Genomic DNA, 24010 nt, shown 5'->3' on the forward strand with positions numbered 1-24010 from the left:
CAATATGATTGCAAATGAACACACCTTTACTATCGATACATCTATCGACCGGGTTTGGGATTACGTTGAGGATATTCGGGGCTGGGCCAGTATCTTTCCCGGCTATCAGGACTGTTCATTAATTAATGACAACGATTCTGAGTGGACCATCAAAGTCAGTGCTGCCGGGGTCACCCGAACCGATAACGTTAAGGTTCATGTTGAGCAATGGAATGGGCCGGAACGGGTTGATTTTGTGTTTGACGTTGATGATCTGCCGGTGGAGGGCAATGGCACTTATACTGCGTCGGCCTGCGGCACCAATCAGACTGAAATTACCCTCAAGGTATGCATCATAGGCAGTGGGCCGATGGCGCCCATGTGGGAAGCGGTGGGCACTCCGTTGCTTCCCGAGTTCGTCAAGGGCTTTGCGGCCAAGCTCAAGGCAGAAATAGAATACGTAACAGGCGTGGGAACAGTGAGTGCCGCAGACACCGCATTTGCACTGCCGGTGATTAAGGGCGTGATCAGATCAACCATGGCCGCATTGACACTTTGGGTCAAAGGGTTGTTGGGCTTCGCTCCTAAAAACATAGAAAAAGAAAAGGAAGGCACATCATGAGTAACCGTATTGAGTCCAATAAAGCAGTGGTCAGAAAATTCATTGAAGCAATGGGAACCAGTGACGGTGAGAAGGCGGCCACTTGCTTGAGCAAGGATGCGTATACCCTGGCAAAGGGGTTTGGGAAATTTGCCGGTGTCCGTCACTACGATACCATCGTCGGTACCATCGATGCATTCAAGAAGCTGCTGCCCACCGGATTGCGACCCGACTTTAAAAGTTTTATGGCGGAAGACAATCGAGTTGCCGTTGAGTTTGAGGGAAACGCAACCACCTGTGATGGAACGCCATACACTAACCAGTATTGTATGATCTTTACCTTGCGTGATGGAAAAATTGTTCAGGTAAACGAATATTTCTGTACTAAGACAGCGGATGATGTGCTGTGGCCTTTGGTTGAAGCAATCTCTGGCGAGATAGCCTGATGGAAAATTTGTTAGCGGGCAAAGTCGCTGTGGTCACGGGCAGTGCCAGCGGCATCGGCCGTGCATCGGTTGAGCTCTTTGCAGAACACGGCGCCAGGGTCGTGGTGGCAGATGTCAATGAGGAACAAGGTTTGGCCGTTGCGGAAGCCTTGGGTAACGAGGTTGCGGCGTTCAGGAAAGTCGATGTAAGTGACCCGGAACAGGTCCAGGCATTGATGGATTTTACCATCGATCGTTTTGGTGCTTTGGATATCATGTATAACAATGCCGGCATCAGCGGTGCAATCCATAGCAGTTTTCTGGATGACGACCTGGCTGATTTCCAAAAAGTGATTTCGGTAAACCTGTACGGCACTATGGTAGGTTGCCAGATTGCAGCCCGGCATATGGTGAAACACGGTGGCGGTTCAATCATTAATACATCCTCCCTTGCTGCGCTAACACCAGGATTGCCTTTATTGACCTATCGCGCCGCCAAAGCCGGTGTTATGCAGTTGACACAATGCATAGCCAGGGAGCTGGGTGTACATGGCGTAAGGGTCAACTGTATTGCGCCCGGCCACATACCGGCCGGGATGACATTTTACGACATTTCAGCGCGCATCAAAAAGATGCAACCATTACAGCGCCAGGGTTCAGCACTCGATGTCGCCAACACGGCATTGTATCTGGCCAGCGATCTTTCTGCGCAGGTGACGGGTGTCATTGTACCAGTGGATGGTGGCACCAATTTGGGTGCCCCCATTTATGTTAAGGAGCGTGCGTAGAGATGAGGTTTCCTCCGATCGGGCACGAGCAATGGACGGATGAGGTGCGGGAAATTCTGGCTTCGTTCTCTGTACCGTTCAGTCAATACGGGCTTGGTGGAGATGAATCAGAGAAAGATAAGCTCTCCCCTATTCTATCCACTGTGCTACAGAATCCCGGCTTAGCCAGGGCGTATTTTCCGCTGGCGGATTACATTCTGAGAAAAAGCAGTCTGCAATCCAGGCACACTCGTATCATCATTCTGCGCGTCGCCTGGTTATGGCGGTTTGAGGTTGAATGGGCAATTCACTCTTCCATTGCGGTACGTGATGGAATCTTGAGTGATGAGGATGTGCGTCGGGTAGTGCAAGGTTCAGCTGACTCGGCCTGGAGTCCGCTGGAGAAATTGATTATCACATCAGTAGATCAGATGCGCGAATCGTCCAATATCGACGATACTCTGTGGTGCGCTCTGGCAGACGAATTCAGTAACCAGCAATTGGCTGATCTCACGTTCACCATCGGCAGCTATGTTCTGGCGGGAATGTACATGAATTGTTTCGGCTTACCCATACCGGCTGGATTAAAAGGCTTTGAGTCATACCAATCAGAGTAAAACATGCCAACTTTAACAAAAACAATTAACAGAAGGAGCTGCAAGATATGAATATAGATAAATCTCCGTCGCTGTTCCATGACGTAAAAGTGGATGAACTGGGCCTGAAAGCCAAAGCCACTTTTAACCCAATTCATCTTTGGGCTTCGCTCGGTGGTTTGATACTTGCGGCGCAAGTGATCATATGGGCATTGTGGATTACCGGCCCTTACTTCGAACGGGTACCTGCTGGCCCCAGCGATCCTCCTGCCTTGATGAAAGGCGTGCTGGTGACCTGGACCACCGTTATCATGCTCGGATTACCGGTAGGCATTTATTACTTTATAGTACGACCCTGGCGCCGCGAACGCCGTATTACCACTGATGGCATGTTATTGGTATCGTTTGGGTTACTTTTCTTTCAGGATCCCCTGCTCAATTACTTTAACACCTGGAGCACCTACAACACCTGGTTGTGGAACATGGGAAGCTGGGTGCAGCACGTACCCGGATGGATGTCCTGGGGTGAGCCGGGGGCGATGATGGCAGAACCCATCCTCATGAATGCACCTGGATACTCTTATGGTGTGCTTCTGTGTACTATTTTGGGTTGTGCCGTGATGCGCAAAGCCAAAGCACGCTGGCCCAATATCAATAATATACAGCTAATTGGTGTGTTGATCGTATTTACGTTCTTTTTTGACCTGGTTATGGAAGGTATGTTTTTGATGCCGATGGGGCTGTTTACCTATCCCGGTGCAATTCAATCATTTTCGATTAACGCCGGTACCTATTATCAGTGGCCACTGTATGAAGGGTTAATGTGGGGTGGTGTTCAGGCTGGTTTTTGTAGCTTGCGCTTCTTTACCGATGATCGGGGACGGACGTTCGTCGAACGGGGTTTGGAGCGGGTGCAAGGTGGTTATGTTAAGCAGCAGTTCGTACGCTTCCTTTCGATCTTTGCTGCATGCAGCATGTTTTTCTTTGTATTCTATAACCTCCCTGCCCAGTGGTTTGCCATGCATGCCGATCCCTGGCCGGAGGATATTAAAAAGCGATCCTACTTCACCATGGGAATATGCGGAGAAGGCACCGGCCGGTTTTGCCCCGACCCTGCCCTGCCCATAATGACCAACAAATCCGCTTACATAGGTTCAGATGGCAACGTGGTACTGCCGGTTGGGGTTGAGCTGCCAGAAGTTGTACCTTACGAGCGAGGAGAATAATAAGATGTCGATGGTATTGGAAGAGCCGGTTCGAGCGAAAACTGGGTATGTGAAAACGGATGCCCCCTTCTATTTGCCCGTTGGTGACGAAGTTCAGGTATTCAGAGCAGCTGCCCGTCGAGGTTTGCCGGTATTACTGAAAGGGCCCACTGGTTGTGGTAAAACCCGTTTTGTGGAAGCCATGGCCCATGAGTTGGGCCGGGAATTGATTACCGTGGCCGGGCATGAGGATCTGACCTCTGCTGATCTGGTGGGCCGCTTTCTGCTTAAGGGTGGTGAAACGGTTTGGGTCGATGGGCCACTGACCCGTGCCGTTCGAGAAGGAGCCATCTGCTATCTTGATGAAATTGTTGAAGCTCGACAGGACACCACGGTGGTGATTCACCCACTGGCGGATCATCGCCGCGTACTGCCGGTGGATCGCCTGGGGATTACATTGGAGGCGGCACCAGGTTTTCAGTTGGTAATCTCCTATAACCCTGGTTACCAGAGCGTACTGAAAAGCATCAAGGAATCCACCCGCCAGCGTTTTGTCGCCATGGAACTGGATTTTCAGCCACCGGAAGTTGAAACCGAAGTGGTTGCTCATGAGGCTGGTATTGACCTCAGTACCGCACAGGCCCTGGTTAAAGTGGGTAGTGCCATTCGCAACCTGAATGGCTCACAACTAAGAGAAGTCTCTTCCACGCGCATGCTCATACTGGCTGGTGCCCTGGTGGCGGAAGGCTTAAGCCTGCGCAGTGCCATTCAATCCGCAGTGGTTCAGGCGTTGACGGATGACCCGGATATAGTGCGTGCCCTGGGTGAGCTGGTGGATGCAGTGGTGCCCATTAGATGAGCACAGAAACCCCGTTGCACCCGGATCGATTCCGGTTTTTGGCCACTTTTCTGGCGGCTCGCTCCCTGGATGTGTTGCCGGCAGATGACGGTGAAACAGCGTATACCGATGGGCGTTCTGTATTTGTTCGTGCCAGTGCCTGTGCGCAGGTTCAACGCAGGGAAGTAGTGGTGCAAAGTGCGTTATTGGCAGCAGGAAGCCTGGAACAGGAATTTGTGAAAGCACTACGGGGGCGCCCCAAACTCGCCCGTCGTTATTTGGCGTTGGAAGGCTGTCGCGTGTGCGCGCAGTTAGCTCGGCAGCTGCCGCTGGCGGCGACGCTCTGCCCCGCCCCAGAGCCACTTACCTCCAGTGCTGACGAATCGCTATCGGTGGCCAAAAGTTGGAAAATGGTGACTGAGCCGCCTGAATGGTTTGGTACGATCAGGCCTTCCAGGCTGTTGGCAGCGGCAAAACAGAATGCCTCTGAACCGGATAAGGCGGATTTTAAACTGGAATTTGATCTGACCGATGCTCCGGAGTCAGAGGACAGCGGTGAAGGTGATCATGGGGAACGCAGTAAAATTCTGTCGCTGCTGGATAATCCGTTATTAAACTCCAATACATTGTCGGATTTCTTTTACAAAATGTTTGGCATGTCACGCGCACCTGGTGAAGGTGAGGCGGGCGGCGATATGCAGGTTCGCGCTATCAGAAAGGTTGCCAGCGTCGGCCCCAACGCAAAGCCATTGCCAGTGCCATTGCGTATATCCGGTGGTGATACCCCCGGCGCAGCGGCGGGCGTTGGGGGAAGCCTGTTCCCGGAATGGGACGTGCATAAAAACCAATACCGGCCACAGTGGTGCCGGGTCATCGACTATCCACTGACTACCGCAGCGGATATCTCGGCTTCCGGTGTGCAAAAGGATGAAGTGTTGCGACAGCGGTTAACCAAGCTTGGCCTGGGCCCTAAGGTAATACGGGGGCAACCGGATGGTGAGGATCTTGATGTTGAAGCCATGATAGATTTGTATATAGATCTGAAAACCGGATTCTCACCACCGGAAAATATCTACCTGGAACGCCGTAAACTGGCCCGCAATCTGGGCGTCCTGATTCTGGTGGATGCATCTGGTTCAGCAACGGATACGGATCCGGACGGACTCTCGGTACATGAACATCAACGACGTGCTGCCGCAACAATCGCGGTGACACTGGAAGAGCTTGGGGATAGGGTCGCAGTTTACGGCTTTCGTTCTCATGGCCGTTCCAATGTGCATCTTATGGGTTTAAAACCGTTTGCACAACGATTTGGTGCCGGTGGACGTGCCCGATTAAATCAACTGGAACCCGCTGGCTATACGCGTCTTGGTGCTGGTATCCGCGGCGCCGGTGAGATATTGAAAGCAGAGGCAGGTACACCCAATCGGTTGTTGCTGGTGTTGTCGGATGGATTTCCCTATGACGATGGCTATGAGGCCCGCTACGCTGAGGCCGATGCCCACAAGGCGTTGGACGAGCTGCGTGACGATGGTGTGGCATGCCTGTGTTTATCCATAGGTACGACGACACCCAGTGAGGCGTTGGACCGGGTATTTGGCTCGGCCAGCTATGCCAGTGCGGATCAACTGTCTGAGTTAAGTCCGCGAATGGATCAGCTGTTTCTATCTGCCTTGCAGGAATTATCTGTATCAAATCCGCGCGGGCCACGATGAATTCAAGCGGTGGCAGGGTAACCTGTGCTTTCCGGAACTCTGTTATCGAATCAAGAAGGTCTCAGATACTGGGAGTTCTTGTAAAAACTCCGCCATCTTGTCCATTGCTCCAGAGGCGCGCATGGCTTCTGCGTAGTCCTCGTGTTGCTCTTTTGTCGCCCAATGTTCGGACAGCACTATCTTATTGGGCTGATCTTCACTCACTAGAACCTGTACTCCATTACAGCCTGCTGCACCCGCGATTGCCGACTTTGCACCCTGCATGATCTCAACAAAATCAGCCAATTTCTCAGGCTTGACGTTGAATTCCACCAACAATTGGTAACTCATGTTATTGCTCCTTCAGATTGTAATGTTATGGTTGATTTGGCAATCAGGCGGCTATGTACACCCACCTCGATGAGGTCGACGTTCACAATACAATGATCCGATGTGGCGCGGATGTTGACACAATGGGTGCGCACCGGGCCGGTCTTGACTTGCGATATAAAATGGATTTGTATATCAGTTGCTGTCATATGAGGGTGCATTAGTTCTGCCGCCGCTTCCATTGCCACAGCCTGTACTCCTCCATTTATGGTCCCGATGCTGTTGGCGACATAGGTACTATTATCCAGTTCCACGGTGCCTGTTTCTGGCGCGATGACTCGTAATCCTATACGGTCATTCAGATATCTATGATCCTGGGTCGCGCCGGATCTGTATCGAACTTGGCCCACCCATTTACCTGGATTGTAATCGATTGCATCAATGTCAGTGGTGCGCGGGATCCGGATAAAGGTGGCGAGCCCTTTAGCCACCAGTCTGATATCGTTGCAGCCGGTGCCCTGGTGCTCAATCATCTCCTGTAGTGACGAGAAATCATCAACACCGCAGCCGTCGTAAATATCGGCACCGACGGTGATGATTTTCCTGCCGCGGCGCAGCATATGAGTGTCCACCACCATCGGGCCTTTATTCAGTATTTCAATACCAAACAGGGAAAGATCCAGTGTTGCGGTCCAGTCGGGGTGCCAGGCCGTTAATACCGGATCTGACGCAGCTATATCCAGCATGGTAATCAGAACCCCCACACGGGCTCCCCTATTCCTGCTTCGGACTTCAGCGGTTAACGGCGCCTGCATCAGGCAGCGTTCTGCATTGATCAGTTTTGACCCCAGGCGCAGGTCCATGCAGTAGTGCTTGTGCTTGCCATCAGAGTCACCCATGCTTTTCACTTCACCTTTGACGCAATGACACCACCGTCACACAGAATATCGGTTCCGGTGAGATATCCCGCGTTGCTTCCGGCACAGAATGCCAACAGCTCGGCTATCTCCTCAACACGGCCAAGGCGCTTCAGGGCACCTCGTTTTACCATCTCTGCTGAGCCGCTCTTTTCTTCGATTCGACCCATCTCTGTATCAAACGAACCTGGCGATACGGAGACAATTCTACCTCCCCTCTGTCCAAACAACGCCGCGTTTTTTTTGCTATACCAGATAACGAAGTGCTTACTAATGGAATAGGCAAGCCCGTTACGATAGGGGCCTTTGGGGATGAATTTGCATGGCAACATAGCCTGCTTAAGAAACCGTTCAGTATCACTAAAGGCGTATCGGTAAGAACGCCGCGGTACAATAACCGGTGGAATCATGTACGCTGCCATTGACGCCACGTTGATTAAAGCGAAGGATTGGTGAGCATGAGCCAGTGCCGCTTCGGTAATATTGATAGTCCCTAATGCGTTGATCCGCATAATGCGCGCAGGCTCGCTCATTTGTGGGCTGATCCCGGCACAGTGTACAACGGACTGTATAGGGCCAATGTCACTGGCGGCTTTAAACAGGGAATCTACAGATTCTTTCTGGGTGATATTACATACATGGCCATCACATTGGATACCTTGTTCCAGTAACCCATTACAAGCAGTATTTAGTTTGTGTGGATCGATATCGCCCAATACGACATGGTGTTCTTTTCCCAGTAACGTTGCGACGGCCAGTCCCATGCCACCGGCGCCACCAGTAATAATGCTTGTGGTCTTCACTGTTGTCTGATTCCGTTTTAGTGTTGGTTTAGGCCCGCCATGGGCGATGCGTTGCTGTCCGACCATGATTCATCGGTTCTGTTCACAATCGGGGATGGCAATTTTCATGATTCGGCTGAGTAAACGAACGGTGGTCTTTGGTAGCATACGATACAAGAATCCCAGTAGTTTGGCGTCCAGACCTATATGAAGACTAAACCGGTTTTGCTCAATGGCTTCAACGATTTTGAGAGCTGCCGTCTCTGGAGAGGTGCTGAGACGCTCTCGGTTGAATCGATCCAGTTTCTCATCATGGGAGTCCGAATTTCGGGTAATATCCGTATTGATGGCTCCCGGGAATACAACGGTAACGCCAACATTGGTACCCTTTAGCTCTGCATAAAGCCCTTCACTGATCAACTTCACTGCGGCTTTACTGGCTCCATAGAATGTTTGTTTTGGGAAAGCGAATAGCCCCCCCATGCTGGAAATATTGGTAATATGGGCGGCAGGACGGTTTAGCAGCAGTGGCAGGAACTCCTTAGTCAGGTTAATCACACCGTGCAGGTTGACGTTAAAGACCTTGTCAATCGCCGCATATTGCAATTCGTTTACCGGCTTGAACGGATGAATGACCCCAGCATTATTAATAATGGCATCCACCTGACTGTGTTGCTGTATAACATTCTGCACCAATTGGGCTACCGCCGAGCGGTCTGAAATATCTACCTGATGCACGGATAACTTATCCGCATTAGGCGCCACCATTTCCTGCGTCACCCGCAAGGCATCAGGATTGATATCAACTGCGGCGACAATGGCGCCTCGCTGTAGGAGTCGCAGTACCAGTTGCCGGCCGATACCGCCGCCACCACCGGTAACGACGAACACTTTACCTGCCAATTCCATACATGGACATCCTTATACCTGATTGAGCTCTGCGATTGAGGCGCCGGATGCAATCAGCTTTTTAGCCTGAATAAACTCCTTGGGGCTGTTTATACAGTCAGCTGCGAGCAATCGATCACCTTGTATATACCAGGCAACGAATTGGTCCTGATCCGGATTACCCATTATCTCAACCCGATCATATCCTTTATTAAAACCGGCAATCTGTAATTTGATGTTGTACTGATCCGACCAGAACCAGGGTAGCGAATGATAGGGCTTTTGCTTGCCACATAGCGAAGCCGCAGCAGTCTTTGCCTGTTCCATTGCGTTGGGTACGGATTCCAGGCGCAAATGGTAGCCCAGCACATTATTCGGGTGAAAGGTGCAATCACCTGCAGCAACGATATCGGGATCCGATGTGCAAGCAAATTCATCGACGATGATTCCGTTATCTACCTCCAGGCCGGAGGATTCCGCCAAAGCCGTATTGGGGATAACACCGATACCAATAATGACCATATCAGCAGGCAATGAAAGTCCTTCATTACATTCCACGCTGGCTACCGTGCCATTACCGTGCAGAGATTGAGCCTGGGTATTGGTGAGAATTTTCACACCATGGCGACTGTGTAGCTTGGTGTAATACTCAGAGAGGGCCGGCGCGGTTACCCGTTCCAGTACTCTGTCCATCATTTCCAGCACGGTTACTTTCATACCGAGCTTACTCAGTGACGCCGCCGTCTCCAGGCCAATGTAACCACCGCCCACAATGACGGCGCGAGCCCCCTCCTTCACTTCTGCCTGGATCGCTGTGGCATCGCGTAAATCTCTTAGATAATGAACCCCGCCAAGATCAGCCCCGGGGATAGACAGGCAGCGAACTCTGGCGCCGGTGCAAAGTGCCAGCTTATCGTACTGCAGTGCCTCACCGTTGTTGAGCAGTAGTCTTTTACCGGATCGGTCTATTGCCGTCACCACCGTACCCAGCATGAACTCAATATCAGCTTTCTCGTATACGGATGATTTGAATATCTCCAGCTGATCAGCCGTTTTTTCACCATTCAGTAACGCCTTGGAAAGCGGCGGGCGATGATAGGGAAGCACGTTTTCCTCCCCTATCAACACTATACGCCCAGCCCAGCCTTCGCGACGCAGGCTGGTCGCCAACTGGGCACCAGCATGACTGGCACCGATGATTATGCAGGTCTGGTTTGCATTCATAACTATTGATTCCACTACTTAAGTTGATGATTATCGCCCTAGGTGGTAGCAGCATTATGCAGCTCATATTCCTGATCGCGATTTCTATCCCATATTAATAGCACTGCCGGTAGCAACACCACATCCAGAATGAAGGCGGCCAATAGTATTACGGTAGTCACCTGTCCCAATGCGCTGTTGATAACAATCTGTGACAAGCCCAGCACTGAAAAACCGCTGGCCAGTACCAACGTAGTCATGAACAATGCAGGCCCGACCTGATGAAGGGTCATCCGAATGGCGTCTTCTACCCTGCCATGTTTGAGTTGTAATGCCTTTTGATATTTGGCGAGTAGATGCACCGTGTCGTCAACCACAATACCGATGGTGATGATGACAACGCAGGTTAGCCCCAAGCCAACATTACCGGAATACAGATACCAGGCGCCAAATCCGAATACCGCTGGCAATATGTTGGGAATCAAACTGATAATCCCGTAGCGAACGGAACGCAGCATCAGTAACAGGATGACGGAGATCAGCACCAATGCTATAGCAGAGCCCTCCAATGAGTTGGTTAGGCTGTGGATTGTCAGATGGGACCAAATGGTTGAGATCGCGACGTTTCGCTCCTGCATATGAGCAGGCAGATTTTCCTGCTGCCACGCCCAGATCCGTTCATCAAGGCCGATATCGGTTTTGGTGTCTAATGACGGCATATTGGCAACCAGCAGTGAGTAGCGGCGATCGGATGTCAACTGCTCACCCAGGTCTAAACCAAATGGCAAAGACAGTTCGTACAGTAACAGGTATTGGGCTATAAGCTCCCTGTCATCCGGTATACGGTAATAGGCCGGGTCATCACCATGCATGCTTTTATTGAGTCTTTTTATGGTATCTGAAAACGTGCGTACGCTGGTGACTTCGGGTTGTTGACGTAAAAAGGCCGCGAACTCATCGAGTTTTCTCAAATATGCGGGATCGACAATATCATTGGCGCCACCTGAGTCCATATTAAAACTGTAAATATAAACAGCACCAAAATTCCGGTCTATCTTGTCGGTATCATCACGGAAGATATGGGGGCGATGCAGGGATTCGGTCAAATTATCATTAAATTCATTGCGAAGGCTCAGGACAACCATGATGATGGTGAGGGCGATCATGGCCGCTAAAGCCAGATTGGTGCGGGCAATCAGCAGGTCCGTAAGTTTGCCGATACATCGGTCAATCAAGGGCTCGCTGGTTTGGTGGGGTTTGAATGGGAGAATCATCACCAGTGCCGGCAAGATGGTAAATGAAAAAAGCCAGGCCAGCGCAGTCCCGATGGCGGCGGCATTTCCCAGGGCAACAGCTGGTGGTAAATCATTGGTGTTGAGGCTAAGAAAACCGATAACCGTTGTTAAACTGGTAACACTGACAGCAAATACATTACTGCGTAAACTTGCTTCGAGCGCCGGTGCGGTGGGCTGAGTCTGAAGCTCCCTAAAGAACTGCGTGAAGATGTGGATGCAGTGGGCCATGGCAACGATGATGCTGATGATGATGGCATTGATTGACAGAACCGAAAATGTTATCCCAAACCAGGACGCGAAACCGACAGCCCCCATCGCGGAAAATATGGCGATAGTAAACGCAACCAGGATGGTTGAAATACTGCGCAGCAACACTCCCAGAAGTAGAAACATCAACCCAAACATGACAGGGATCATGAGTTTCATATCTGATTGTGCCACCTGCATATTGTGATACGTACTTAGCAGACCACCGGTGGCTGCGGTTTCGATGTTGGGGTATTGATCTTTAATGCTTTCAGCCAACGCATATGCCTGTTCCACCAGTTCCGCAGCTTCCGGTGTTTGGGATTGCTCCTGGGTTAGATTGAGCGACATCACCAGCGACACATGTTTGCCGTCAGGAGAAACCAGTCGATTAACAATGTCGGGGTCGGTTATTGCCTTGTTCTGCCGACTTTTTAACGCTTTCGGATCAACCAGAACCTGCTCACCAAACATGTCTTCGACGAACAGTTCATCCTCTGTGCTGTGTGTAAACTGGAAATTGCTCAGTGAATCAACCCGCCTGACAAAGGGCAATGTCCATGCTTGCTCGGTCATTTCGGACAGAGCCTGCAAGTTCTCTGGGTCCAGCATTGAACCTTCCCGAGCTGAAAGCATGAAGAAGATCCTATAGTCACTGCCATAGGTGTCTTCCAAGGCCTGAAAACGTTCATATGATGGGTCATCATCGGCAAAGAATTCCCGCGGTGACCCATCAAATGAAAAGTGCTGAAGGCCAAGTAGTGCGAACCCAAGCAGGCACAGTGAAAAAAGTGCCAAGGGCCAGCGCCAGCGAATCAGGTTTGCTATCAGTGTGGTCATGGTTTGGCGACCTTCCTAGCAGCAAAGAAGGTGAATACATTGGTTGTTGTCATATCATTTCTTATTGTTGGTAGTAATGTTTCTTTGCATGACCGGCGCCCTGTTTTGTGTTGGGTCCGTCACTGTAATTTCTATCCAAATCATGCGTTTGTGTTCGTTCAGTTAATGTTGGGTAATGCTTTCGTTCAACCAATTCAATAGGTTGAACGACTAAATATTTGTGCTTATTGAAATGTACCACAGTCAAATGTATTCTTATAGTACTGTGCAGTACTAATAATAATCCAGGACCGTTAAACAGCTTCCGGCCCATACATAATTGAGCGATCAGATGTCTGATGAATCCGCACCTCGAATTAAGCCCCTACTACCGCCGGACTGGGATTCTGCAGTCCACGATGCAACCCTTGCTTTTCCGGCGAGCCGGGAATTTGTGTTGAATCATTGGCAAAGTGGCGACGCTCGGGGTGTGCACGGGTTAGGTGTCATATTGAATCATCCCCTTCTGGCGAAATCGTTTCTAACATTCAACAATCATATAGCAACAGAAAACAGCCTTTCCAAACGGGAGGCCGAGTTGCTGATTTTGCGTGTGAGTTGGTTGCGTCGGTCTGAGTACGAATTTCAACAACATGTGGTATTGGGGCTACGGGCCGGACTGTCTGAAGAGGAAATAGAGAGCATACAAGACGGTCCGGGAGCGGTGAACTGGAACGCAACTGATGCAGCACTATTGCAGGCGGTCGATGACCTTGTAAATGATGCCTGTGTTCAACCGGAAACTTGGTCTGCACTTTGTAAACACTACGATCAGAAACAGCGAATGGACCTGGTATTCACAGTGGGTTGTTATGAAGTGCTGGCAATGGCTTTCAAGACCTTTGCAGTACCTTTCGAGTCCTGTCTGGAGCCTATGGGGCCGGAAACAAAAGAACGTATGTACGGCTGATATTCCGTTCATAGGTCACATTAAATATGAGTAAAATAAGGATTACGACTATGTCAGCGGTTATTCAAGAAAAGCTTAAATCTACAGACATTAACCCCTTCATCGGAAGTCACGTGCATCTAAGCAAGGACGATTTGCTGGGTGGCGAGCATGCCAGTGATCTAAGGCAGTTGCTCGAGGAGCGGGGGGTACTGGTGTTTCCCGAGATTCATTTCAGTGATGAAGAGCAAGTTCTGTTTACCAAGACCCTCGGTGAACTGGCGCCTGAGCGCGCGGGAGAGCTACTTTACAAAGTAACCCTCGATACCAAGGCGAATGCTCAAGCGGATTACCTGAAAGGTTCCATGTACTGGCACCTTGACGGCACCATGAATGAAGTGCCCATTCTTGCTTCGATTCTATCGGCAAAAGTGTTGTCACCAACAGGGGGTAATACAGAGTTTTGCAACACCTATGCAGCGTGGGAGCAGTTACCGGATGAAGACAAACAAATGCTTGAGGAGCTGCGGGTTGAACACTCAGCCTGGAATTCACTATTTTACTATGATCCGGAGCCCAGCCTGGCAAAAGCCCGGGAAATGATGGCAATTGGTGAACGGGTTTTACCTCTGGTATGGAAGCATCGATCCGGTCGAAAATCTTTGGTTATAGGCTGTACTGCTCACCATGTAGAGGGAATGGGATCCCGTGAGAGTGCGGAACTATTGATTCGGTTGCGAGAATGGGCTACCCAGCCCCAATTCTCCTATAGTCACAAATGGTCGGTTGGCGATACTGTTATCTGGGATAACACCGGTACAATGCACCGAGCCACACCTTATGATCCTGCCTCAGGACGTATGATGTTGAGAACCAAGTTACAAGGCGAAGAACCGTTTGCTTGATGACTGAATCACCTGCTTTCAGGAGCACCAGTAGAAATCTTCTGCTGGGTGCACCTGAAAGCAGGGCAGTAATTACAGGTTACCTGCCAAGTCCGATATTTCTTTCGTATCAAAATAGAATGCAGTAATTCTCACCACCTTCTCATTATTGATTTCCCAGACTGCCACGTAAGGCTGGGAAACCGATTTTCCATTACTGGCAATCTTGCCGCTGAGGTGTGAAAGGTAAATAACTTTGTCATCAGTGGGAATCATTTCTCCTGGAGCGAACGCTAAATCAGTCCAGAAACCCAATGCCGCCAAACCTTCCCGATAGCCATCCCAGCCATAGTATGTCTTACCGTAAGGTAGGCCTTCAGGCATGATCATTTCCAGATTGTCAGACACGTAAGGTCGAACGACATCCCAGTTACCTTTGATACCGTTGGCTGCCATGGTTTGCAGTATTTGCAGATTGCGCTGTTGTTTTTCCGATAGGCTCATGGTGTTTCCTTCTGCACGGAGTTCAGTGTGTGTGAGGAACGCACAACCCATGAAGGCTGTACATACCAGAAATGCATGGGTTCTGCTGATTACGCTTGGCATAGTTCAGTCACCGGCATTAATTGCGTCGGGGGAGAGATACTTGGTCGTTGACCAACCTCCATCCACGACAATTGTTTGACCGTTAATATAAGAACCGCCTGGTGAACAAAGAAAAGCGATGGTACTTGCCACATCGGTGGTTTCACCAAGCCTTGGGAATGGCGTCATGTCTACCTGCATACGCCGGAATGCTTTGTCATTGAAGCGTTCACGAACCATATCGGTCATGGTGACTCCGGGAGCGACACAATTGGAGCGAATTCCCTGCGGACCGTATTCGCATGCCATGTGTAGTGTCAGTGAGGTTAAACCACCTTTCGCGGCGGAATAGGCCCCTCCTCTTCGGCCCCCTATCACAGCAAAGGTTGACGTTACGTTAATGATCGCGGAGCCCGGCTTCATATGAGGAATTACATCACGGGCCAACCGGAACGGTGCGCGCAGCATAATATTGAGGAACTGATCCAGTGTTTCATCATCGGTTTCGTGTAACGGCTTGGGGCTGCCTATTCCGGCATTATTGATCAAGTAGTTTATCCCACCAAAACGCTCAAGTGTGGTGTTGACGATGGTGCCCGGGGCTTCGTCACTTGTCAGGTCGATCGCCAGCGTTGCAACACGTTCCGGATCGTTTATTTCTGCTTCCAGATTGGCTAGCTTGACCGGATCGCGCCCTATACCAACAATACACATTCCCATATCGTACAATTGCTTAGCGGTTGTGAAGCCAATGCCACTGCCGGCGCCACTGATTATAGCCACTTCCATTGCGGTTTCTCCCATTGTTTTTCTGTGAACTACAAGCTGTAGTAATAGAGCCCGAGAATAATTGTGGTTAACATACATAACCAAACATCAAAACTCCAGCGCAGCCAGATTGGGCCTTCCTTCACCTCCATAAAGTGCCATATTATCAAGCGCACCTTTATTGCTGCGATCAGCATAATTCCCGCTGACAGAGCGTAGTCCGGTATGGGGTTACTGAAGTTGTAGCTGAATTCACCTCTGCTGTTGCCCAGCCACCAAGTCATTATGGTTACGGCGATAAGAAACGCCCATATGTATGTAATTGTTTTACTTGCTGTGTTCATTCCATCTATGCCAAAAGGTAAAGTAGTGCAAAAATCAAGATCCAGAGCAAATCCACCATATGCCAATAAGTAGCTCCGGATTCAAACAGCGTTATATCGGGGTTGGTGCTGGTATTAACGTTGTGATACACCAGCGACAGAATGATGAGGCCTAATGTGACGTGGAGAAAGTGTAAGCCTGTAAACATAAAGTAATAGAGAAAAAACTCCCCGGTACCAATGGGTAAGCCTGAACTGATTTTAATGTACCACTCGACTGCTTTTATCAATAGAAAGCCAATGCCGCAAGCGCCGCCCAGAATCAGAAGCCGATTTGCCTTTGGCGTTGATCCCGTCCTGGCAGCGTGAACACTCAAGGCTACAAAAAGTGAGCTGGTCAGTAATAGTATGGTGTTTATTACGCCAATACCCTGACTTAGTGTTTGTTGGGCCGCCAGATAGGTTTCGATGTTTTGACCACGATCGTATATGTAGCAGGCAAAATAGCAACTGAAAATCCAGAGGTCACCGATAACAAAGAACAGCATCGCTGATTGCCCCTGTAGGCGAGGTTTATCATTCGTTATCGCATCATTAAACGTCAATTGGTCAGTATTCATCAGTTTCGGCTATCCAGTCGGGATTCGGCGGCAGGCAGATCCAGCTCAGCCAACGGCTGTGACTTGATGGCTTTGTACAAATAGACGGTGACACAGGTTTGCCAGCCAACCCAAATGATTGTGCCCTGGTAAAAGGCCAGTAAGCCATCCCAGGCAAATGGCCCGCTTTGAGTAATAAACACCGGCGCGGCTACGATTTCAGTGACCAACGTCCAGATGCTGAAATATCCGAGCCATTTTGGGAAGATTCCTTTTCTGTCGAGAAAAACAGCGATAGAAAAAACAACATACTGAATGATAAAGCAACCTAGAGAACCCACGAAACAGAGAAAACCCAGATCATACAGCATCACCAGTATGTGGGGTTCATACTCTGGTCTGAATGCCCCTAAGGCAAACATGTAACCGGGAAACAGGCAACCCGGTACGCCACCCACCCCCAATACAGCGATGTAGGCATAGCGTAGAACCGGGCTGACACCCTCCATTCGTTTCATCTGATAGAGCATTAGCCCTGAATTCAGTGCATACAGCCCTAACGTGAGTGCCAGCAGTGTTACCGCAAACGGCAAACCGGGTGCTGTCATGAATGCCACGATATCTGTGGTGCTCATGGTGGGTGTTGGCGGCGGCATGATTCTACCAAACAGAACAAATACAATACCGAACAGTAGATAGAATACTGGGATCGACCAGAAGCAGATCCATTGATCAACTTTGGGGTTATCTCTATATCGGAACTGACTGGATTGGCTGTCGGATGCCGGCATTGCGGCTGCACTGGTCATGCCGCCTGCCCTCCCCAGCCACTGGTGCTATGGTTGGCTTCTTGCTGGTATTGCTCCAGTACGGAAGCGCGTACAACAAAAAACATTACCAGGATGTAGATTCCGTAGGTTGAAAAGTGCAGCCAGAAGCTGATGGCACCATCCCATGCCAGCGGCCCAGTTTTAAACATGATGGCAAACGCGCTGGGCGCCATTAACAACGCAGTTAGAATGTTAAAATGCCCGACCCATCTGGGGAATATGGGCTTATCACCCCTATCCAAGTACACCGCCATGGCGAGGCAGAAATTCTACACTATGATAAATCCAACCGGTGTTACAAATGCAAGCCAGGCCAGATCGTTCAAGAGCATCGTCAGTTGCGGATCCCGCTCAGGCCTGAATGCTGCGTTTAACCAGGCAAGATCTGCCAGGGCAAAAAGGGTCCCGCCATTAACTACTGCGACCAGGTAAGAGTATGCGAACACCCGGCTTGCATTCTTCATCCTCATCATCTGAACAACGATTAAAATAAAGAAAGGGATCAGCGACATGCCAAGCAGGTTGCATAGAATCATGCTGGTCCGGATTTCGCTCAGATTATTCCGATAGAAATCGGCAACTGCTTCAGCGGACATGGTGGGTGATAAAGGAGGAAAGAATCCCTGAAAGTTCCAGAATGCAAAAGCAAACAATGTGCAGCCAAACGGAACAAGCCATAGGCAAATTTTCTGATCTATTTTATTCATGGCTTGGCAGCCTCATGTAAATCGGCTGAACCCTGATGCTAATTATTATTTCAGGATACGCCAGATTGCATTTCAACAGTCGTCAATCGGATTGTTCTAACTTTACTCGGGCCTTAACCTTGTTGATCTTAACCTTGCTGAGTAAGGCAGGTAGTCGGCGCTTTGTTGTTGGTAGTGAACGTCCCGAGCCTTGATTGATAACGTAACCGGTCCATAACGATAAACGATTGATGATGGGCTTACAATAATCCTAAGGGACCATTTGAAGTTAATGGTTCGGGTCCGGGGCGCAAAGATTGTCGAGCTGAAGACAGCTATGCATGCATTCAAGATATAGAAAAGCTCATGCATTCATTCAACATACTGAAGGTTTTTAGGGGCGTTTCAACATATCGAATGTTGTGGGAAAAACATCGAAAATTATTGCCTCTGAAGCCAATAATTACAGCATTAATATGTTGCACGCCCCCCTACCTTCGGATAGATTGAATGTATAGTCACGACGAAAACGGTGTTCCCAAACTTAACCGCTTAGTTGTATAAATAAAAACAATTACAAAGTATCAAAACATGAATTTATCTCGATCCCAAGTGCGCGATCCGGGGAAATCAAAGCCAGTAATATTTCGTTTTCTTTGGTTGCCGTTATTGTTCTCCCCAGCAATTTCTGAAGCATCATTTACCGACAGTATTACTATTGGTAATGCCAAAGCTTTATCACTGGGTCATGCCGTAACAGCAGATCCCCCTGATATCGATTCCATCCATTTTAATCCCGCTGGCCTGACGCGGTTGAAAGGACGTCAATTCTTTCTGAAAGGTATTGTCGGGGTGTTTTCAACAGAGATGGAGTTAGGGGAATACGGAGATTATACGCAGGACGTTATCGATTATTATGGGGCACGCTACGAAGATTATCGGGATGCTGATGGCAACCTTACTCACAACAAAAGACCTTACGAGGAATATGTCTACGATGAGGCTTTGAATTCCAAAAGTAAGTCAGAAGGTGGGCCAACGATCATGTTACCTGGTGGTATGGTGGATTTGCCCATCGGGGCCGGTGTATCCGGTGGCGCTTCATATAGCCCACCGGGAAGCCGTTTTACCTTTGGCACCAATGTCTATGCGCCGCTGATGAATGGATTTCATCGCTCCGACGATGATCCAGGACGATTTGCCCAGCAACGGGTAGCGTTTACGGTGATAACCTACTTCTCTCCTACAGTTGCCTACGAATTTTCTGATGAACTTTCTGTTGGTGCTTCGGTTAATTTTAACTACGCCGGTATGGGCATGCAGTTACCTATTAGAGAGCCTCATGAAGCAATATTTTTTCTGGGTGACCCCTGGATCCAAAAAAACTTCTGTGATGAAAACGGTGAGGTGCTGGAAGCGGACGACCCTAATAACGGGTTCGGCCTTAAGGTAGATCTGTGTACCGAGGTGCCACCTTATACCCAATATGCCGAACTCAATTTTGAAGTGGATCAAAATATAGTGTTGGGTTATAACCTGGGACTGTTGTGGCGCCCACAGCCCTGGCTTTCACTGGGTTTATCCTATAACTCTGCCCTTGACGTGGAAATGGACGGTGAGTTTTATTGGCCGGTACTCGATCCATTCAAGACGTTTCTGATAAATTTTCAGAGCAGCCCTGGCTGGGATGAAATTGTGGGAACCTTGGGTTATCTGGGTGTCCAGCTGCCCACGGCCGATGATTTCAGGGAAGATGCCGAAGGGCCGATGACGGTATCCTATGAAGTGCCGCAACGGTGGAATGCCGGACTCAGTATTCAGATTACACCCAAGTGGAAATATAACGTGGACGTAAGGTGGACGGAGTGGTCTGCATTCAGCACGATCAATCTGGATTTTGGTGTTGATGTGCCTTTGCTCATGTGGGGAGGGTTGGCTGATGAGGTGGGTACCGGCGGGAAAAATGGCATCACTCCAAACTCAGTTAAGTATCAACTGAGCTTACAGGATGTTACCTATTGGGGAATGGGAACGGAGTACCAGTACACTGATCGGCTGGCGTTGCGTGCCGGCTATGAAAAGCGACCTTCCGCGGTACCGGATGATGCGCCTAATGCCTTTATTCCGATGAACGATGGTGACTTGATCTCTGTGGGACTTGGTTACGATTTTTCAGAAGAACGCCATATTGACCTGGCCATCGGGTATTTTAAATCGGAAACACATTTTCCGGCGTGTTCGGCCAATCTGGGTAACTCCTGTGATCCCGCGAACGTAGTGTATCCTGTCTACATGGGGCAGGACATCACTACCAAGGTGGAATTCATTCTATTCGAGCTGAGTTACCAACAACACTTCTGATGTAAAGGGTCTGTCTGGCTGCGGCTCATGAAAATATCCCAAAATTATCAATCTGTTAAGGGTGCGCCGCAGTGGTTTAAGGAGAATATTTGCCAGACTCCTGAAACGATCTGTACCCAGGTTGCAGGTGCAAAGGTGCATTTTCTGGCTTGGAATTGGCAAGCTCTTGATTTACCGACCATTATGTTTGTGCATGGCTTTGGTGCTCATGCCTACTGGTGGGCTTACCTTGCGCCTTTCTTCAGCAAGACGTTTCGGGTAGTGGCGATTGATCTTCCCGGCATGGGCCGCAGCGAACCACCTTCTGAATATCGGGAAGACAGCTCGTCCAGGGCTATTACCGGTATCATCCAGCACTACCGGCTTGCTCCGGTTACCATCATTGGCCATAGCTATGGTGGGGCACAGAGCCTGAGAGCTGTGGCGACCAATCCGGAATTGTTTCATCGTATCCTGGTGGTGGATACCAATATCAGGTTGACGCCGGAGCCGTTGATTAGAAGGCTAAAACCCAAGGGGCAGCACAGAATGAACGCCAGCCTGAAAGAATGTATGGAGCGTTTTCGCCTGGTGCCGCCACAAATCAATAGTATCAAAGCCTTGGAACATTTTATTGCCTACCACTCCTGCGCTTTCAGCAATGGGGGATGGCACTGGCGCACCGATCCAAACTGCGTTAATAGTGGTGAAATCGAAACTGAAGCACTCCTGAAGTCTGTCAGCATTCCCGTCGATATGATTTTTGGCGAGAAAAGCTTTCTTAATGTTGATGATAAACCAACGCGAGTCTTTCAGCATTTTCCACAGGCGGGTGAACTGCGCTTTATAGCAAACGCAGGCCATCATGTGATGCTCGATTGCCCTCTGCAACTGGTTGCAGAAATTCGCTCTTTGTTGGAACCTGACCCGGCACTAAATCAGTAAGTCATCTTTCTTCCGCCGGGCAATCCTTATCAAACCAATATCAACCCGCATGATTTTTACTGGAACTTAATTTCATAGAAAGGCTATTGACTTTCTACTTCATCCAATTAATATGAACCATAGCGTTTCATAAATATTTGCTTGATTCAGGCCACCACGAAGCCGCTTGCGAGCCCTAACTATCTAATACAATTAAATGAGAGGGACCCATGACACACTTTGACACTGTGGATTTTTACACGGACAAAGAACTGGTAGAGAACCCCTACCCTTATTTTGAATATCTACGCAGCCAAGGCCCAATTGCCCGCCTTCCACAGCGCAATGTTCTTGCCGTTACCGGTTATGCCGAAGCGCTGGAGATCGTTAATGATCCCAAGACTTTTTCTTCGGCAAACTCCGCCACCGGCCCGATTCCTGAGTTACCATTTGAGCCTGAAGGAGACGATATCCAAGAGCAACTGGATGCCCATCGTGACGAAATGCTTGCCACTGGTTTGGTGGTTGCGAAAGATGGAAAAGAACACGCAGATCATCGGTCGTTGATGATGAACCTGTTTACTCCAACACGATTGAAGGCAAATGAAGAGTACATGTGGAATCTCACAGATACTTTGATCGGTAATTTCGTGGATCAGGGCCACTGTGATCTGATTACGGACTACGCGACGCCTTTTGCAACACTGGTAATTGCTGATCTATTGGGTATTCCCGAGAACGATCGCATAACGTTTTGCGAGAAGCTGGGGCCACCACCCGGAGCGGTGGGAGAGGATGTCAGCTATGAGGATTCACAGGTTCTCGGAATGAGCTTCTTGTTTGAATACTTTGGGGAATACCTTGCTGAGCGTAGAGAAAATTCCAAGGGTGATATACTGAGCCAGTTTGCTCAGGCCAAATTCCCTGATGGTTCAACACCCGAAGTAGGTGATTTGGTGTGGATATCCGCTTTTCTGTTCGGTGCGGGCCAGGATACGACCGCTCGCCTGCTGGGTGCGTGTCTGCGTACATTATGTGAAATCCCTGAACTACAGGAACAGGTTCGAAATGATCGATCATTGATCCCAGCGTTTATTGATGAGGTTGTGCGCTATGATGGGCCGGTAAAGTGTGCTCATCGTTTAGCAGTGAAGACCACCACCATTGGTGGTGTCGAGATTAAGGCAGGTACTCATATAGCGTTGTTGTACGGTGCCTGTAATCGTGATCCACGGGAGTTCGAAGCACCGGATCAGGTGATTCTAAATCGGCCCAATGCGCGCAAGCACCTGGGTTTTGGTCGGGGCGTGCATACCTGTGCCGGCATGCCTTTGGCAAAAGCGGAAGTGACTGCCAGCCTGAATCGTATCCTGGACCGGATGAAGGATATAAAACTCTCTGAAGAGCACCATGGGCAACCCGGAAAACAGCGTTTCACTTACGAGCCGATCTATACACTGCGCGCACTGAAAAACCTACACATTGAATTCACACCCGTTAGTTAAGAGTTAATAACGATGCCTCAGATAACTGTAACTTCCCGCGATGGCGAGAAATATGTAATAGACGCGGAATTGAATCAGACGTTGATGGAAGTGATCCGAGACAATGCAATAGATGGCATGGATGCCATATGCGGCGGCTGCTGTTCCTGTGCAACGTGTCATATTTACGTTGCCCCTGAGTTCATTGGCCTGCTACCTCCTGTCAGCGAGGATGAGGATATGTTGCTTGATGGTTCGCTGCATAGAAGGCCGGAGGTGTCCCGCTTGTCGTGCCAGATCAGGGTCTCAGAACCCTTGAATGGTCTGGCATTGGAGATAGCGCCGGAAGATTGATGGATGATTAGGGTGACACCTGCCATAATGCGCATGGGGAAACCCATGTGCATATCCATATGGGATCAATAAACTTGTATATAGTGTATAAATAAAGGGTGTCTGCTTCACATGACGCAAGGTAAAATCTATCGCGCCGATTACTCAACAGCAAAGGACGCTCGTGTTCATCAAACCAGAGCAGCGATTCGAAAAGCCTTTCTGAAATTACTGGATAAAAAGCCACTGGAACAAATCACCGTTCGGGAAATTGCATCCGCCGCTTCCGTTGGCTATACCACTTTTTTCCGTCATCATACCAGCAAGGAAGCGTTGCTTAATGAAATTGCTGCCACCGAAATAAAACACCTTATTGAATTGGCTTTGCCTGTTTTGGGTACAATCGATACCAGAAATGCGGCTCTGGCGATGTGCGGCTATGTTGCTGAACACCGCGCATTGTGGTCAACGCTGCTCACCGGTGGCGCGTCTAATGTGTTGCGGGAGGAATTTATTCGTCTTTCTTTGCAGGTGGCTGCTTCATGGAACGGAAACAATAAGCGGTTGCCACCGGAGTTGGGTGTAATACTGGTGACCAGCGGTACCATTGAACTTCTGGCGTGGTGGTTAAAGCAAAAGAATCCTATCGCAGTTGAGGAACTGGCAATTATATTCGATAAAACGGTCGTTTCACCCGTCGTTAGCGATTGGTAAACCCTT

27 protein-coding genes are annotated in these 24010 nt (G+C 49.5%); 14 read left to right on the forward strand and 13 right to left on the reverse strand.

Going from position 1 to position 24010, the window contains the following annotated elements; genetic code table 11:
• Nucleotides 1-4: 4 nt before the first annotated feature.
• The 7 genes from D9N13_RS11225 to D9N13_RS11255 are packed head-to-tail and all read left to right on the forward strand — an operon-like array spanning nt 5 to nt 6126.
• Nucleotides 5-601, forward strand: coding sequence for a CoxG family protein (locus D9N13_RS11225; RefSeq protein ID WP_290589554.1), 597 nt, complete (start codon nt 5-7; stop codon nt 599-601).
• On the forward strand, nt 598-1026 hold the full coding sequence (locus tag D9N13_RS11230) for a nuclear transport factor 2 family protein (RefSeq protein WP_290589557.1): 429 nt from the start codon (nt 598-600) through the stop codon (nt 1024-1026). Before D9N13_RS11225 ends, D9N13_RS11230 begins: the two co-directional genes overlap by 4 nt.
• Nucleotides 1026-1793 (forward strand): SDR family NAD(P)-dependent oxidoreductase, encoded by a 768-nt coding sequence (locus tag D9N13_RS11235; RefSeq protein WP_290589560.1) that lies wholly within the window; start codon nt 1026-1028, stop codon nt 1791-1793. Before D9N13_RS11230 ends, D9N13_RS11235 begins: the two co-directional genes overlap by 1 nt.
• 2 nt (nt 1794-1795) lie before the next feature.
• Complete coding sequence (locus tag D9N13_RS11240; protein WP_290589563.1) at nt 1796-2389, forward strand: carboxymuconolactone decarboxylase family protein; 594 nt, start codon at nt 1796-1798, stop codon at nt 2387-2389.
• A 47-nt stretch (nt 2390-2436) separates the two neighbouring features.
• Complete coding sequence (locus D9N13_RS11245; protein ID WP_290589565.1) at nt 2437-3594, forward strand: spirocyclase AveC family protein; 1158 nt, start codon at nt 2437-2439, stop codon at nt 3592-3594.
• Between the two features lie 4 nt (nt 3595-3598).
• Nucleotides 3599-4432, forward strand: coding sequence for a CbbQ/NirQ/NorQ/GpvN family protein (locus tag D9N13_RS11250; RefSeq protein WP_290589569.1), 834 nt, complete (start codon nt 3599-3601; stop codon nt 4430-4432).
• Nucleotides 4429-6126, forward strand: coding sequence for a nitric oxide reductase activation protein NorD (locus D9N13_RS11255; RefSeq protein WP_290589572.1), 1698 nt, complete (start codon nt 4429-4431; stop codon nt 6124-6126). The genes D9N13_RS11250 and D9N13_RS11255 overlap by 4 nt, the downstream gene beginning before the upstream one ends.
• Nucleotides 6127-6168: 42 nt before the next feature.
• Here the strand turns inward: D9N13_RS11255 and D9N13_RS11260 are convergent, their stop codons facing one another.
• The 6 genes from D9N13_RS11260 to D9N13_RS11285 are packed head-to-tail and all read right to left on the reverse strand — an operon-like array spanning nt 6169 to nt 12606.
• The gene (locus D9N13_RS11260) at nt 6169-6456 is read right to left on the reverse strand and encodes a putative quinol monooxygenase (protein WP_290589575.1); all 288 of its coding nucleotides are present in this window, start codon (nt 6454-6456) and stop codon (nt 6169-6171) included.
• Nucleotides 6453-7298: an acyl-CoA thioesterase domain-containing protein gene (locus D9N13_RS11265; RefSeq protein WP_290589578.1), complete on the reverse strand. Its 846-nt coding sequence runs from the start codon at nt 7296-7298 to the stop codon at nt 6453-6455. Before D9N13_RS11265 ends, D9N13_RS11260 begins: the two co-directional genes overlap by 4 nt.
• Nucleotides 7299-7339: 41 nt before the next feature.
• Nucleotides 7340-8221, reverse strand: a complete 882-nt coding sequence (locus D9N13_RS11270) for an SDR family NAD(P)-dependent oxidoreductase (RefSeq protein WP_290589581.1) — start codon at nt 8219-8221, stop codon at nt 7340-7342.
• A gap of 3 nt (nt 8222-8224) precedes the next feature.
• Nucleotides 8225-9043 (reverse strand): SDR family NAD(P)-dependent oxidoreductase, encoded by an 819-nt coding sequence (locus D9N13_RS11275; protein WP_290589584.1) that lies wholly within the window; start codon nt 9041-9043, stop codon nt 8225-8227.
• Between the two features lie 12 nt (nt 9044-9055).
• Nucleotides 9056-10246, reverse strand: a complete 1191-nt coding sequence (locus D9N13_RS11280) for an NAD(P)/FAD-dependent oxidoreductase (RefSeq protein WP_290589587.1) — start codon at nt 10244-10246, stop codon at nt 9056-9058.
• 38 nt (nt 10247-10284) lie between these two features.
• A complete protein-coding gene (locus tag D9N13_RS11285) occupies nt 10285-12606 on the reverse strand; it encodes an efflux RND transporter permease subunit (protein WP_290589590.1) in 2322 nt (773 codons plus the stop codon).
• A gap of 331 nt (nt 12607-12937) precedes the next feature.
• Between D9N13_RS11285 and D9N13_RS11290 the strand changes: the two genes are divergently transcribed.
• Complete coding sequence (locus D9N13_RS11290; RefSeq protein ID WP_290589593.1) at nt 12938-13555, forward strand: carboxymuconolactone decarboxylase family protein; 618 nt, start codon at nt 12938-12940, stop codon at nt 13553-13555.
• Between the two features lie 50 nt (nt 13556-13605).
• The gene (locus D9N13_RS11295; RefSeq protein WP_290589596.1) at nt 13606-14439 is read left to right on the forward strand and encodes a TauD/TfdA dioxygenase family protein; all 834 of its coding nucleotides are present in this window, start codon (nt 13606-13608) and stop codon (nt 14437-14439) included.
• A 72-nt stretch (nt 14440-14511) separates the two neighbouring features.
• Here the strand turns inward: D9N13_RS11295 and D9N13_RS11300 are convergent, their stop codons facing one another.
• The 7 genes from D9N13_RS11300 to D9N13_RS11330 all read right to left on the reverse strand — a co-directional run bounded on the left by D9N13_RS11300 (nt 14512) and on the right by D9N13_RS11330 (nt 18230).
• Nucleotides 14512-14922 carry a nuclear transport factor 2 family protein gene (locus D9N13_RS11300; protein WP_290589599.1) on the reverse strand — a complete coding sequence of 137 codons (411 nt, stop codon included), beginning with the start codon at nt 14920-14922 and terminating at the stop codon, nt 14512-14514.
• A gap of 105 nt (nt 14923-15027) precedes the next feature.
• Complete coding sequence (locus D9N13_RS11305; RefSeq protein WP_290589602.1) at nt 15028-15792, reverse strand: SDR family NAD(P)-dependent oxidoreductase; 765 nt, start codon at nt 15790-15792, stop codon at nt 15028-15030.
• A gap of 29 nt (nt 15793-15821) precedes the next feature.
• Nucleotides 15822-16115 carry a cytochrome C oxidase subunit IV family protein gene (locus D9N13_RS11310; protein ID WP_290589605.1) on the reverse strand — a complete coding sequence of 98 codons (294 nt, stop codon included), beginning with the start codon at nt 16113-16115 and terminating at the stop codon, nt 15822-15824.
• A 5-nt stretch (nt 16116-16120) separates the two neighbouring features.
• Nucleotides 16121-16714 carry a cytochrome c oxidase subunit 3 gene (locus tag D9N13_RS11315; RefSeq protein WP_290589608.1) on the reverse strand — a complete coding sequence of 198 codons (594 nt, stop codon included), beginning with the start codon at nt 16712-16714 and terminating at the stop codon, nt 16121-16123.
• On the reverse strand, nt 16714-17502 hold the full coding sequence (locus tag D9N13_RS11320; protein ID WP_290589610.1) for a hypothetical protein: 789 nt from the start codon (nt 17500-17502) through the stop codon (nt 16714-16716). The genes D9N13_RS11315 and D9N13_RS11320 overlap by 1 nt, the downstream gene beginning before the upstream one ends.
• Nucleotides 17499-17672 carry a hypothetical protein gene (locus D9N13_RS11325; protein WP_290589613.1) on the reverse strand — a complete coding sequence of 58 codons (174 nt, stop codon included), beginning with the start codon at nt 17670-17672 and terminating at the stop codon, nt 17499-17501. Before D9N13_RS11325 ends, D9N13_RS11320 begins: the two co-directional genes overlap by 4 nt.
• A gap of 120 nt (nt 17673-17792) precedes the next feature.
• Nucleotides 17793-18230 carry a hypothetical protein gene (locus tag D9N13_RS11330; RefSeq protein ID WP_290589616.1) on the reverse strand — a complete coding sequence of 146 codons (438 nt, stop codon included), beginning with the start codon at nt 18228-18230 and terminating at the stop codon, nt 17793-17795.
• Nucleotides 18231-18800: 570 nt separating this feature from the next.
• On the opposite strand from D9N13_RS11330, the gene D9N13_RS11335 reads away from it, so the two are divergent.
• From D9N13_RS11335 to D9N13_RS11355, 5 genes are all read left to right on the forward strand, one after another.
• The gene (locus D9N13_RS11335; protein ID WP_290589619.1) at nt 18801-20570 is read left to right on the forward strand and encodes an OmpP1/FadL family transporter; all 1770 of its coding nucleotides are present in this window, start codon (nt 18801-18803) and stop codon (nt 20568-20570) included.
• Between the two features lie 27 nt (nt 20571-20597).
• Nucleotides 20598-21494 (forward strand): alpha/beta fold hydrolase, encoded by an 897-nt coding sequence (locus D9N13_RS11340; RefSeq protein ID WP_290589622.1) that lies wholly within the window; start codon nt 20598-20600, stop codon nt 21492-21494.
• Nucleotides 21495-21703: 209 nt separating this feature from the next.
• Nucleotides 21704-22978, forward strand: coding sequence for a cytochrome P450 (locus D9N13_RS11345; RefSeq protein ID WP_290589625.1), 1275 nt, complete (start codon nt 21704-21706; stop codon nt 22976-22978).
• 12 nt (nt 22979-22990) lie between these two features.
• Entirely contained in the window at nt 22991-23311 is a 321-nt protein-coding gene (locus D9N13_RS11350; RefSeq protein WP_290589628.1) for a 2Fe-2S iron-sulfur cluster-binding protein, read from the forward strand.
• 111 nt (nt 23312-23422) lie between these two features.
• Nucleotides 23423-24004, forward strand: coding sequence for a TetR/AcrR family transcriptional regulator (locus D9N13_RS11355; RefSeq protein ID WP_290589631.1), 582 nt, complete (start codon nt 23423-23425; stop codon nt 24002-24004).
• Nucleotides 24005-24010: the final 6 nt, after the last annotated feature.

The sequence above is a fragment of the Ketobacter sp. GenoA1 genome, from assembly GCF_003671475.1.
GTDB lineage: Bacteria > Pseudomonadota > Gammaproteobacteria > Pseudomonadales > Ketobacteraceae > Ketobacter.